Origin of the sequence: Lujinxingia sediminis, from assembly GCF_004005565.1 — a bacterium.
In the GTDB taxonomy this organism is placed as follows: Bacteria; Myxococcota_A; Bradymonadia; order Bradymonadales; family Bradymonadaceae; genus Lujinxingia; species Lujinxingia sediminis.
Genome location: NZ_SADD01000003.1, coordinates 165,257 through 178,502, shown reverse-complemented (window position 1 = coordinate 178,502; position 13,246 = coordinate 165,257). Strand labels below are relative to the sequence as shown.

The window sequence follows — 13,246 nt, the reverse complement described above, 5'->3', positions numbered from 1 at the left end:
GTCGCCTGCGATGACGGCCAAAGCCGGGTCGAGGCGTCTGCCCGGCTCGGCTTTTAGCGTTTGTACGACAGGCACCGCACGCGAGAGTGGCGGAATTGGTAGACGCGCTGGATTTAGGTTCCAGTGGGGTATCCCGTGGGGGTTCGAGTCCCCCCTCTCGTATGGAGGATGGCCGCCGGTGAGCCGGTCGGCCATCCGCAGCATCACCGGCGCTCGCAGAAGCGAGTCGCCACCACAAACACCAGGCGTTGTGGTCCCGCATCCCAGGGGGGCAGAGCGCCGATGATCAGGCCGATCCCCATCCCCCCGACCCGGGGCTTTTGCGAGGACGGCAGCACTGCTTAAGGAGAGCAAGCCGATGGCACATCAGGTCGAAGAGACTGGCGAGTTGACGCGTAGCGCGACGATCACGGTAGAGGCGGAAGAGTACAATCGTCAGGTCAATAAGGCCCTGCGTCAGCTCTCGAATCGCGTCAAAATTTCGGGCTTCCGCAAAGGCAAGATCCCGCTCTCGGTGATGAAGCAGCGCTACGGGCAGGCGGTGATGCGCGATGTGATCGAAGATCTCGTCAGCGACAATGTCAACAAGATGCTCAAAGAGACCGAGAACGTCCTGCATGTGGGCGTGCCCCAGGTCACCGATATTCCCATGGAGGAAAGCGGTGAGCTGAAGTTCACGGTGGATTATGAGCTGCGCCCCGAGATCGATCCGATCGGCTACATGGGTGTGAAGGTCGAGAAGCCCAAAGCTGAGATCGCCAACGAAGCGGTCGACGCCGAGCTTGAGAACCTGCGCCAGAACAACTCGAAGCTCGAGCCGGTGGTCACCCGCGAGGTCATTGAGACCGGTGATATCGTCACCGTCAACTTCGAAGCGGTGGGCGAGCATCCCGAGCTTAAAGATATGCGCTCGAGCGGCGTGCAGGTGGAGATCGGCTCGGGGCAGACCCTTCCGGGCATCGAAGATGCGCTCACCGGCCAGGGCTTTGACGCGGTGGTCGACTCGGAGATCGACGCTCAGGAGGACTTCCCGGTCGAAGAGCTGCGTGGCCAGAAGTTGCCGATCCGCCTGACCGTGACCAAGGTCGAGCGTAAGGTGCTCCCGGAGCTCGATGATGAGTTCGCCAAGACCACCGGCCAGGGCGAGACGCTTCTGGAGGTGCGCTCGGCGATCCGCACTCGCCTCGAAGAGCAGCGTCAGAAAGAGGCCGAGCAGCTGGCGATCAACGCGATGATGACGACGCTTCTCGAGCAGAACAGCTTCGAGCTTCCGCCGAGCTTCCTCGACGAGCAGGTCACCCAGGCAGCGCGCCAGCGTCTGCAGATGTTCGCCCAGCAGGGCATCGACCCGGCGCAGTTTGGTCTGAGCGTGGAGGCGATCGCCGCGAGCATTCGCGAGGACGTTGTCGAGCAGATCAAGCGTGAGTTCTTGCTCATGGAGATCGCCCGAAAAGAGAACCTCAAGGTCGAAGAAGAGGATCTCTCCGCTTACTTTGAGCGTCGCGGTGCCGAGGTTGGAGCCAACGCGCAGCAGTATCGGGCCTTCGTGATGCAGAATCAGGATCGCTTCCGCCAGGCTCAGGCCTCCGCGCTGCTCGAGAAGGTCCGCGCGAAGTTGTTGGCTGACGCCGAGATCGTGGATGTGGAGTGGCCCACCGAAGAGGCTGAAGAAGCTGAGGCGGCACCGGCCGAAGAGGCCGAAGCCAAGCCCAAGAAGAAAGCTTCGAGCAAGAAGAAGAGCGCCAAGAAGGACGATGAGGGCACGGAAGAGGCTGAGGCCAAGCCCAAGAAGAAAGCCTCGAGCAAGAAGAAGAGCGCCAAGAAAGACGACGACGCTGAAGCCTCCGAATAAGCCCTACGAATGCGCGGAGCCGAGTGTCGGTTGAGCAGTCGAATGATGTGTGCGTCGAAACGTTAAGCAACACCACGAGGAGCGAGCCATGGCCTTTATCCCCAACGTCGTCGAACAAACCCACCGCGGAGAGCGCGGCTGGGACATCTTTAGTCGACTGCTCAAAGACCGGATTATCTTTCTGGGTACTCAGGTCAACGATCAGATCGCCAACTCCATCATCGCCCAGCTCCTCTTTCTGGAGAGCGACGATCCCGAGAAAGAGATCTCGCTCTACATTAACTCCCCGGGCGGGAGTGTGACGGCGGGGTTGGCGATCTATGATACGATGCAGTACGTCAAAGCGCCGGTGACCACGATCTGTCTGGGGCAGGCCGCCTCGATGGGAGCGGTGCTGCTGGCGGCCGGTGAGCCGGGGCGGCGCTTTAGCCTGCCCAATTCGCGGATCTTGATTCACCAGCCCCTGATGGGGGGCTTAAGTGGTCAGGCCACCGATATCGACATCCAGGCCCGTGAGATTCTGAAGTTGCGTGAGACGCTCAACGGCATCCTGGCTCGCCACACCGGCCAGAGCCTGGAGAGCATTGAGCGGGACACCGATCGCGACTTCTTCATGAGCGCCGAAGACGCCCGGGAGTACGGGCTTGTCGATGAGGTGATCAGCCCGCGGGCCAAGCAGGATCAGCCCGAGAAGTAAGGCGGCGCCGTCTGCGGTAGCTGGCTGAAGTTGAAGTTGGCACGGCGCGCTCGCTAGGATGCGTGATGTGCCCCGGTGGGTTTCGGGGAATGCCTCCCTGAAACCCACCGTTTTTCGAGGGTAGAAGCGGCCCGAGCGTGAAGGCACAAGGTCTTCACGGGAAGAGGGCGCAGCATGACCAGTGACACCAGGATATCTCTATGGCGAAGAAAGGCAGCGGCGGTCACGCCAATTTGTGCTGTTCGTTCTGCGGGAAGAGTCAGCGGGACGTGCAGAAGCTGATTGCCGGACCCACCGTCTACATCTGCGATGAGTGCATCGGGCTCTGCGGCGACATCATCGACCAGGAGGTCGAGCGAGAAAGCCGCACAAGTGGCATTGCCAACGTGCCCAAGCCCATCGAGATCAAGGAGATCCTCGATCAGTATGTGATCGGTCAGGAGAAGGCCAAGCGCAACCTGGCGGTGGCCGTGCACAACCACTACAAGCGCATCGACAGCGTGGTGGATAGCGACGGGGTGGAACTGCAGAAGTCGAATATTCTGCTGATCGGCCCCACCGGCAGCGGTAAGACGCTGCTGGCGCAGACGCTCGCTCGCATTCTCGATGTGCCCTTTACCATCGCCGACGCCACCAGCCTCACCGAGGCCGGCTATGTGGGCGAAGATGTGGAGAACATCATCGTCAACCTGCTCCAGGCTGCCGATGGCGACGTGGAGAAGGCCAGCCGCGGGATCATCTACATCGATGAGATCGACAAGATCTCGCGTAAGGGCGAGAACCCCTCGATCACGCGCGACGTCTCGGGTGAAGGTGTGCAGCAGGCGCTGCTGAAGATCATTGAGGGCACGGTGGCCTCGGTGCCTCCCAAGGGTGGACGTAAGCATCCGCAGCAGGACTTTTTGCAGATCGACACCACCAACATTCTTTTCATCTGCGGTGGCGCCTTCTCGGGCCTGGAGCAGATCATCGCGCAGCGTGTGGGCGATAAGCGCATGGGCTTTGGCGGCGATATCAGCAAGGTCGACGATCGCTCGGCCAGCGAGCTCTTTGCCACCTTGCAGCCCGAAGATTTGATGCGCTTTGGTCTGATCCCCGAGTTTGTGGGCCGCGTGCCGGTGATCGCCACCCTGGAAGAGCTCGACGAGGAGGCGCTCGTCGAGATCCTCACCTCGCCGAAAAATGCGCTGGTTAAACAGTACCGCAAGCTCTTCCGCATTGATGGTGTGCAGGTGGAGTTCGAGCCCGAGGCGTTGCGTTCGGTAGCGCGAGCTGCGCTGGCGCATAAGACCGGAGCGCGAGGACTTCGCTCGATCCTTGAGACCTTGATGATGGATCTTATGTACGATTTGCCCGATCGCGAAGACATCAAAGAACTCAAGATCACCGATGAGATGGTCAATCGGGCCAGCGGCGCACAGATTCAACTCGATCCGACGGCGGCCGAGTCGGCTTAAGCAAGCGGCTGCGCCACATGCCGAAGCGGGCATGGACGGAGAGCGGGTAGGATTCGAAGAAGCAGCGGTCGGGCCCGGGGTCGGGTCGCACTGATGCACCACACACGAGAGCGATATGGCGTCTTCCAACGAGCAGCGTTCCGGCGAGGAGTCTCAGGCCACGCTTCCGCTTTTACCCCTGCGCGACATCCTGGTGTTTCCGGCGATGAAGGTGCCGCTCTTTGTGGGGCGCGACAAGAGCATCGCCGCGCTCGACGAGGCGATGAAGCGCGACCGTCAGATCGTGCTCGCCGCGCAGAAGAAAGCCAAGACCAACGAGCCGACCTCCGATGATATCTATGAGGTGGCGACGCTGGCGACGATCGATCAGCTCTTTCGCCTGCCCGATGGCACGGTGAAGGTACGGGTGATCGGCCAGCAGCGCGTGCGGCTGGAGACGTATCTGGAGAATGAGAACTTTTTCGAGGTGCGCTTCTCGCTGCTCGAAGATCAGACCTCACCGTTGGATGATGAGCTGCAGGCGCTTTTGCAGACCCTGCGCACATCCTTTGCGGAATACGTCGATCTGAACAAACGCATCCCCTCGGAGATGATTGAGGAGATTGCACGCGTCAAAGATCCCTCGCTGCTGGCGGATACGATCGCCGCGCAGCTTGCGCTGAAGCTCAGCGACAAACAATCCATCCTGGAGATGCTCGATGTATCGGAGCGTCTGAGCCAGCTCTATGAGTTGATGCAGGAAGAGATTGAGCTGTTGAAGGTTGAAAAGAAGATCCGCTCGCGTGTGAAGAAGCAGATGGAGCGCACGCAGAACGACTACTACCTCAACGACATGCAGGGTGCGATGCCTAAAGATCCCAACGATCAGAACGAGTTCAAAAACGAGATCGATGAACTCGAAGAGCGCATTCAGCAAAAAGACATCTCCGAGGAGGCTCAGGAGAAGCTGGAGCGGGAACTCAAAAAGCTCAAGATGATGAGCCCGATGAGCGCCGAAGCCACGGTGGTGCGCAACTACATCGACTGGGTGCTCAGCCTGCCCTGGGGCGAATACACCGAGGATCGCCTGGATGTGAAGGTGGCCGAGGAGACGCTGGAGGCGGATCACTACGGCCTGGAGAAGCCCAAAGACCGTATTCTTGAGTACCTGGCGGTCAAGGCCCTGATCCGCAAGCCACGCGGCCCGATCCTGTGTCTGGTGGGGCCGCCCGGTGTGGGTAAGACCTCGCTGGGGCGCTCGATCGCCAAGGCTATCAATCGCAAGTTTGTGCGCTTGAGCCTGGGTGGCGTGCGCGATGAGGCGGAGATTCGCGGTCACCGCCGCACCTACATCGGGGCGCTGCCGGGCAAGATCATTCAGTCGTTGCGCAAGGCTGGAAGTTCCAACCCGGTGCTGCTGCTCGATGAGGTCGACAAGATGTCGACGGACTTCCGCGGCGACCCCTCCAGCGCGCTTCTGGAAGTGCTGGACCCGGAGCAGAACGCCACCTTCAACGATCATTACCTGGATCTGGACTACGACCTCTCGGACGTGATGTTTTTGTGCACGGCCAACAACCTGGGGCAGATTCCGGCGCCGCTGCGCGACCGTATGGAGATCATTCAGATCCCGGGCTACACCGACTACGAGAAGTTGCAGATCTCGCGGCATTACCTGGTGCCCAAGCAGCTGGAGAACAACGGCATCGACGATGTCGACGTGCACTTCACGGAGAGCGCGATCAGCCAGATCATCAACCATTACACGCGTGAGGCCGGGGTTCGTAACCTGGAGCGGGAGATCGGGACGGTTTGCCGCAAGATCGCGCGTAAGGTGGTTGAGGGCGGAAAGGAACAGTCCTTTAACGTCAATGCGCGCGCGGTAACGCATTACCTGGGGCATCATAAGTTCACCCAGGGGCGGATTGAGGAGCGCGACGAAGTCGGCATGACCAACGGCGTGGCCTGGACGCAGTACGGCGGCGTGATGCTGGTCAGCGAGGTGACGGTGATGCCCGGTAAGGGCAAGTTCATCATCACCGGTAAGCTCGGCGATGTGATGCAGGAGTCAGCGCAGGCGGCGATGAGTTATGTGCGCTCCCGCGCGATGAACCTGGGGTTGAGCCCGGACTTCCATCAGAAGGTCGACCTGCATATTCACTTCCCGGAAGGCGCGCTGCCGAAAGATGGGCCTTCGGCGGGCATCACGATGGCGACCAGCATCGTGAGCGCGCTGACCCGCATTCCGGTGCAGCATGATGTGGCGATGACCGGTGAGATCACGTTGCGTGGCCGCGTGCTGCCGATTGGCGGGCTTAAAGAGAAGGTGATCGCGGCGCATCGCGGCGGGATCCGCAAGGTGATCGCGCCGATGGAGAACAAGCGCGACTGGCCCGAAGTGCCCAAGAAGGTGCGCAAGCAGCTCGAAGTGGTGTGGGTGGAGCATATGGACGAGGTGCTCGCGCACGCGCTCCGGCTGGAGGATCGGGATGCCTTCCAGGAGGCGCTCAAGCAGCCGCTTTTGCCGCCGGATATTATGCTCAATGCGCCGACTGGCGCGGGTGATGGCGCGACTCCGATGCATTGAGATCGGTGCGAATCTGAGTAAGAGGTCGCGCGTAGAAGAGCGTGCGTCGTGGTTTTCCGCATAAAAAGTCCGGGCGTGTGCCCGGGCTTTTTGTGCGTTGGGCGTTGGAGGAAGCATCCTGTTGATGCCCAACCCGTTGATGCCCAACCCGTTGATGCCCAACGCTCAGGATGGTCGCCCGACATCCGAGAGCTGACTTTGAGTGTCGGGGCGATGTCGGTCCGGGACGCGCGTAAGGCGTGCATGCAGGAGCCATGTTTTTACCGAGAAGAGGGTATGGCTGTTGAAAGCCCGCCGACTCTGGAGCATAACGTCGGCTGGCAGCGAGGGTGGTGTTCAACCCTCGATGATGTTCGACCCCGGGTTATGCGGGTTCGCTTGAAGGTTGTTCCAGGTTCTCTCTATGTGCGGCGAGTAGGTTGGACGTCGTGCGGACGACGCGCCTGGTTGATCGGTGTTTCTTGTAACTGGCAGGTAGTAAGGAGTTGTTGATGAAGCGATGGATGGGATTGTTTGTGGCCGTGCTGTTGACCGTTTCGCTCTTTGGGCAGCAGGAAGCCTGGGCGCAGCGCAACACCGGGTTTGGCGTGGGTGTGGGGTCGGCAACCGTGGCCTCCGGGATCTCGCTGAAGATGCCGGCAGGGCCGACCGCTTTTCAGTTAACGGCGGGTTGCTGGGGCGGATGTGACGGGGTCGCGGCGGCGGTGGATTTCTTGATCGGTATGCCGCAGATCGCGTCCGCTGACGTGGTTACGCTGGCCTGGAACTTCGGTGGCGGCGGCGCGGTTGGTCTGGGCGGCGGCTCGCTGGGCGTGGCCGCGGCTTTTGTTGCCGGGTTGGAGTTTCATTTTCAGCCTCTGCCCATTGAGCTTGTGCTCGAGTGGAGGCCCGGGCTCTACGTGGTGCCGGATGTCGATGTGGAGCTCGTGAACTTTGGCGGGCACGCCCGCTGGTACTTCTAAGGTGTTAGAGCTGCTTTAGATGCGTGAATGAGCGCCGGTCCGATAAGGGCCGGCGTTTTTTTTGGGGGGTGGCGAGAGCATGGCAGCGAGAACGCGCCTGGGAGGCGACGTGCGAAGCGCGTGGCGAGCTGGGTGGCTCGCCACGAATCCGATGTTGAACTGTGGGAAGGGGGATGGGTTTTGAGGATGCTCACCCTGGTTGTGGAGGCTTGATGTCGATCAGGACACCTGTCAAACGACCACGGTATGAGCAGGGAATGAGAAGGTGCCTGTCAGGATGGATGGGATTCGTAGGAATGGTCGGATGTGTATCGCGAGGATCGCCCTGCTGGCAGTGAGGTGAGGCTATCGAGGCGTCCGGGTTGGAGCTCCGAGAGGGGGGCGGCTTTGAAGGGAATGGAGAAGATGGTGGTTGATGGGAACGATGTATTTTGCAGGTGCGGAAAGGTGCAGCTGGGTTTAAGCGGAAAAGCGATCGCCTGCCTGTCGTGCTATTGCGACGACTGCCAGGCCGGCGCGCGCGAGCTTGAGGCGTTGCCCGGCGCCGGGCCGATCACGAAGGAGGGCGGGGGCACGGAGTATGTGATGTACCGCAACGATCGCTTGGAGATACGCAAGGGGGCCGCGAACTTGAAGGAGTATAAGCTCCGGGAAGACTCCCCTACGTCGAGGGTGGTGGCGAGCTGTTGCCAGGCAGCGATGTACCTGAGTTTTTCGGATTCGAGGCATTGGGTTTCTCTCTACCGCGAGCGATTTGAAGAAGATGCGCCACCTCTGGACGTGCGTATCTGCACCAGGTTTAAGCCCGAGGGGGCCGAGATTCCCGATGATGTTCCGAGCGTTTCATCCTACTCGCTCACGTTTATGTGGAAGTTGTTGGCAGCAAGGATTGCGATGGCGTTCGGTCGTTAACCCGCCACGGGTGACACGCCGATGATGATGGGCGGGGTGATGGGGGAGAGGCGGAGCTGACGCAGAACGCGGGCGATGCTTTCGTAGCGGATGTTTGTTCCACGGACGGATTTCAGCCGCATAAATACTGGCCGATGTTCGTCCCCGGGTCGGACACGATGGGCGCAACATCCCAAAAAATTGCGCCCCTTTCTTCCCTTGCTAGGCTTGCCGCACGTTTGATCGCGACTGTGGATGGCCAACCTGCGACCAGGGAAGGACGCAATGATGAACCTCGAAGAACTCAATCGCCCCGACATCTCGACCGCTGAGCAGCCGGAACGGCGCCGGCGGCGCGCCGAGCGTCCGGAGCTGGCGCTGGGCTACCAGCTCGATCAGGTGGTGCGCGACTTCGCGCTTCGCTGCTGCGTGCTCGTCGATGAGCAGGGGGCGATGGTGGCGGCCTCCCCCGATTGCCCCTCCGCATTTATGCAGGCGTTGGTCGGACTGGCGCCGACGATGGCGGTGGTGCCCGAGCATCGCGAGACGCACCTGCAGACGTTGCGTCGTCATAACCCGTTGCTGGAATGCGACGAGGTGGCGGTGTGTGCGTTTCGCGCCGGCGGTCGACGTCTTTTTATTGCTGCGGTGGGGCAGGAGGCGGTGATGAACGATGTTGCGATCTTTCGCGCGATCACCGGAGCGCGTCGGATCTTGTAAGGGACGCCGGCGCTTCGCGATGTTGGGAGTTGCCGCGGGCGTTGGGGGAGCGCCTCATCGCTTGCTCGCTCCGAGACGCGTGGAGGTAAAGCGGCGCCGGCCGACCTCCGGGGGCAAGATGGAGCCGATGGCGTAGCCGCTTCCGATATGCGGGTTGGCCAGACGCCCGCGCACCTGGCCGAGTTCATGCTCGCGGCGCGCGAGCGCGATGAAGACCCCGTAGCTGCCGAGGCTCGCGGCGTTGAGACGCGCCCGGGCCAGAAGCGTGGCGGCCTCGCTGAGCTCCTCGCGGGCCAGCGCCACATCGGCGCGGAAGAGGTCGCAGAGGACATTCGACGCCCGCACTCGCTCCCCCGGGCCGGCGACCAGCAGGGATGAGAAAAACTCGCCACGCGCCTTAAAGCCGCTCCCCAGAAGTTGCAGGTAGATGATGTGCGCGCGGGCCACCGCGGTCTGCTCTGCGTCGACGACCTCGTCGGCGAAGGTGACCGCCTCGGAGAGGGCTTCGAAGGCGGCGGCGTCTTCATCCTGGTCAAAACAGGCGTAGGCCTGACGCACCAGGGCGTTGAATGCGAGCTCGCGTTGGCCGGTCTCCTCCCCCACGTAGAAGACGTGCTCGTAATGCTCATGCGCGATCTGCGGGCGGCCCATCGCCAGGTAGAGATCGCCCAGGTGAAACTGCACCCGGGCGCGCCGCAGCATATCGTTGCGGGTGCCGTAGAAGCTCATCGCTTCGACCAGGTGCAGCTCGGCCTGTGGCAGGTTCTCCAGTGCGGCCAGCGCGCGAGCCAGTCCCACATGCGGGGTATGCTCGTCGTGCAGATGATGGGTCGAGGTCAGCGCCAGCGCACGGGTGAAGTTGTCGCGGGAGGCCTCAAAGAGCCCGGCGGCAAAATGCGCCCTTCCCAGCTCCTGGAGGCAGGCGACGACATCGCGGGGGTGATCGTTGTCGTCGAAGATCTCCATGGCGCGTTTGAGGTGGTCGACCGCCTCCAGAAAACGCCCCTGGCGGGTGAGCACGTCGCCCATGTAGCGGTGCTGGCGGGCGCGCAGGGCGTCGTCCTGCAACTTCTCGGCCTTGTCGATGCTCTGCAAGAGGATGCCCTCGGCCTGGCGGGGGCGGCCCAGCAGCACGGCGCAGCGGCCGATCTCCGCCAGGGTCGCCACATAGGGCCTGGCCAGCGCGGTCTTTTTGAAGAGGTCGCGGGCCGCCTCGTAGTGGTGCAACGCGTCTTCATAGCGATTCTGGCTCATGGCCAGGTCCGCCAGAAGTTTGTGGGCGTTGGCGCGCAGGGTGTGATCCTCGTCGCGGGCCTCGCGGATCGCGCGCAAGAGCGCATCTTCAGCCGCACCGTGCTCGCCAAGCGCGCCCTGGACTTCGCCAAGACGCAGCCACACGCCGGGGTGGGGCACGTAGGCTGCCGGCGGGGTGGGAGCGCGCATCGAGAGGTCGTCGAGCAGGGCTTTGAACTGCAAAAAATGCTCGCGGGCCGAGTCCAGGTCGAGCTCCTCGTAGGCCGACTCGCCAGCCTCCACCAGCAGGCTGATGGCGCGCTCAAAATCGTGGCCTTTGATCGCGTGATGCACAATGCGTCGAAGATCGCGCGGGGTGGGTTTGGGGGCGAACTCGTGGAGGAGCTTTGCGAGGTTGTGGTGGGCCTCAATGGTATCGTCACGCTCGGCGAAGACCTGGCGCAGGTTGCGGGCGTACTCCTGATCGCTGAACGCGATGGCGTCGTCGCTGAGGCGGATGATGCCAAAGCGTTCGGCCTGCTCCAGGATCACACCCATCACGCGGGTGGTCTCAAAGGGGAGCACCCGGTGGTAGATGAACTCCCAGAGGGGGCGTTCGATGGCGCGCTCATCGAGCTGGGCCAGGTAGCCGAGTACGCCGTCGAAGGCCTGGTGAATCTCGGCCGGTGGCGCATCCGAGGGTTGGTCCGGGGAGACGAAGGGTTCGCGAAGCTCGGCGCGGGGCGCGGCTTCGACGGTCTCGATGGGGAGCGCGTCGGGCTCGGGGATCAGGGGCTGGGCGCCGTCGGCCATCGCCGCCCAGCGGGCGATCTCCTCCTCGGTGGGTTCGGCGGCGAGTGCCGGCTCCTGTGTTGCGGAAGGGGCGTCGGCCGATGCTTCTCCGGCCTGGGAAGATCGCAGTGGGCCTGAGGATGTGCCCAGGTACGAGCCGTCGACGGTGGCGCCGGAGCTGAGGTCGGCCAGCTCCTGGAGCACATCGTTTGACTCCGCGTGGCCCTCTTTGCGGACGCCGGGCTCCAGCAGCCGGAGCTGGCGCGCATAGGTTGCCGGAGCCTCCACGATGGCGTCGGTGTAGCGCATCATCCCCGGGCGGCGGCTCAGCGCGTCGGGGTGCACGGTGACCACCACCAGGATGGGGGCCGGGTGCACCTGAAGTTCGCGCAGAAAACGGTCGAGGAAGGCCAGGGTGAGGGTATCCAGCGTCTCCAGATTCTCGATGCCCCAGATCAATGAGCCGACGCGTGAGGCGCGCCGAAAGGGCTCGACCATGCGGCTTAAAAAGGCGTCGCGAAGGGAGGTCAGCTCGCTCAACGGGTTGGAGTCGATGCGCACCGGCATCAGCTCGGTGAGCGTGGCGTCGTCATGCTCCCCGTGAAGTTCGCGCAGCAGGCGATTGACCTCTTTGATGCCCTCGCCGCGCAGGCGCAGCCCGGAGACCTGCGCCAGATCGGCCTCCAGACCGGCGGTGGCGTGTGTGGCCGAGGGGTTGGACTCGCGGTGAATCAGGCGCACGCCGAGCTGGTTTTTTTGCTGGCGTAGAAACGCGCGAAGGAGGTTGCTGCGCCCGGTGCCGGGGTTGCCGCGGATGACCGCCAGGCGCAGCTGGGCGCACTCCTGGACCTCGCGCAGCATCTCGGAGAGCACCGAGAGCTCCCAGCGGTAGATCTCTTCGGCCAGCCCGGGGGCTTCAGGCTCCTCGCCGGCCGCTGGCAATGCCACCAGGGGGCGCGGCTGACTGGACTGGCGCAGTCCCGGCGGCACCTCCCTGTGATCCATATAGGGCAGAAACGCCTCCTGCATCAGCGCCTCGAGCAGCTCGCCGGCGTTGCGGATGCGTCGGTAGGGATCTTTGTGGGTGCAGCTTTTGATGAGCTCAAAGAAGGGCAGATCGGCAAAGGGGGCGGGAAGCTCCAGGGGGGGATCGTTGATCTGCTTGAGCATCACGTCCATCGGGCTTAACTGCCCGTCGTAGGCCGCGCGTCCGGTGATCATCTCAAAGGCGATGTGACCCAGGGCGTAGACGTCGACCGCCGGGCTGATGTCTTCGGCCATCGCCTGCTCGGGCGCCATGTAGAGGGGCGTGCCAAAGACGGTGCCCTCCTGGGTGAGCGGGGCCAGCGAGCTTGCGCGGGCATCGCCGAAGTCGCTCAAGGCCTTGGAGACGCCAAAATCGAGGACTTTGACGTGATCGTGGTTGTCGCGATCGACCAAAAAGATGTTTTCGGGCTTAAGATCGCGGTGAATCAGCCCCATGCGGTGGGCTTCGGCCAGGCTACGGCAGACCTGGGTGAGGATCGACCAGACCCGCTTGAGATCCATCGGGCGGCCGTGCTGGACCTCGTCGCTCAAATCGCGCCCGCGCAGAAACTCCATGGCGATGTAGCAGAGCCCCTCTTCGGTCTGGCCGTAGTCGAAGAGGGTGATGGTGTTGGCGTGGGTGAGCTGGCTGGCGAAGAGGGCTTCGCGGCGGAAACGCTCCACGATCTTGGCGTCGGCCGAGGCCCGCGGCTTGAGTACCTTGAGCGCCACAAAGCGGTTCATTCCCTCCTGGTGGGCGCGGTAGACGACGGAGAAGCCCCCGGAGCCGATGATCTCGACGATGCGGAAGCGGCCGGCGACCAGATCACCGGGTTTGAGCGCCGGGAGATCGCCTTTCTGGGCGTTGGCGAAGGCCTGCATGCGGGTTCCCTGGTTGGAAGCGTTGCGTGGCGCGGGCGGCGTCAAGCGTAAGGTTCACTCATACCAATCGTGCGCCGTCGCGAAAAGTTGCATTTAGGCGGTGGGAGGATGAGTATGCGGCCCGAGCTGGCCCGCTGAGGGCCAAATACGATGTCTATTGCATGTGGT

At 62.6% G+C, this 13,246-nt stretch carries 8 protein-coding genes and 1 tRNA gene; 8 read left to right on the top strand and 1 reads right to left on the bottom strand.

Annotated elements, in window-relative coordinates:
* Positions 1-80: 80 nt before the first annotated feature.
* The 8 genes from EA187_RS08450 to EA187_RS08415 all read left to right on the top strand — a co-directional run bounded on the left by EA187_RS08450 (position 81) and on the right by EA187_RS08415 (position 9,145).
* Positions 81-162: transfer RNA gene (locus tag EA187_RS08450), tRNA-Leu, on the top strand.
* 196 nt (positions 163-358) lie between these two features.
* Positions 359-1,852, top strand: a complete 1,494-nt coding sequence (gene tig, locus EA187_RS08445; RefSeq protein ID WP_127779966.1) for a trigger factor — start codon at positions 359-361, stop codon at positions 1,850-1,852.
* Between the two features lie 49 nt (positions 1,853-1,901).
* Complete coding sequence (gene clpP / locus EA187_RS08440; RefSeq protein WP_206524224.1) at positions 1,902-2,549, top strand: ATP-dependent Clp endopeptidase proteolytic subunit ClpP; 648 nt, start codon at positions 1,902-1,904, stop codon at positions 2,547-2,549.
* A gap of 200 nt (positions 2,550-2,749) precedes the next feature.
* Entirely contained in the window at positions 2,750-4,006 is a 1,257-nt protein-coding gene (clpX, locus tag EA187_RS08435; protein ID WP_115606121.1) for an ATP-dependent Clp protease ATP-binding subunit ClpX, read from the top strand.
* Between the two features lie 115 nt (positions 4,007-4,121).
* Entirely contained in the window at positions 4,122-6,572 is a 2,451-nt protein-coding gene (gene lon / locus EA187_RS08430) for an endopeptidase La (protein ID WP_115606122.1), read from the top strand.
* Between the two features lie 491 nt (positions 6,573-7,063).
* Positions 7,064-7,534, top strand: a complete 471-nt coding sequence (locus tag EA187_RS08425; RefSeq protein ID WP_115606123.1) for a hypothetical protein — start codon at positions 7,064-7,066, stop codon at positions 7,532-7,534.
* Positions 7,535-7,981: 447 nt separating this feature from the next.
* Positions 7,982-8,446 carry a GFA family protein gene (locus tag EA187_RS08420; RefSeq protein WP_206524223.1) on the top strand — a complete coding sequence of 155 codons (465 nt, stop codon included), beginning with the start codon at positions 7,982-7,984 and terminating at the stop codon, positions 8,444-8,446.
* Between the two features lie 267 nt (positions 8,447-8,713).
* The gene (locus tag EA187_RS08415) at positions 8,714-9,145 is read left to right on the top strand and encodes a hypothetical protein (RefSeq protein WP_115606126.1); all 432 of its coding nucleotides are present in this window, start codon (positions 8,714-8,716) and stop codon (positions 9,143-9,145) included.
* A gap of 54 nt (positions 9,146-9,199) precedes the next feature.
* Here the strand turns inward: EA187_RS08415 and EA187_RS08410 are convergent, their stop codons facing one another.
* The gene (locus EA187_RS08410; protein WP_127779964.1) at positions 9,200-13,078 is read right to left on the bottom strand and encodes a protein kinase domain-containing protein; all 3,879 of its coding nucleotides are present in this window, start codon (positions 13,076-13,078) and stop codon (positions 9,200-9,202) included.
* Positions 13,079-13,246: the final 168 nt, after the last annotated feature.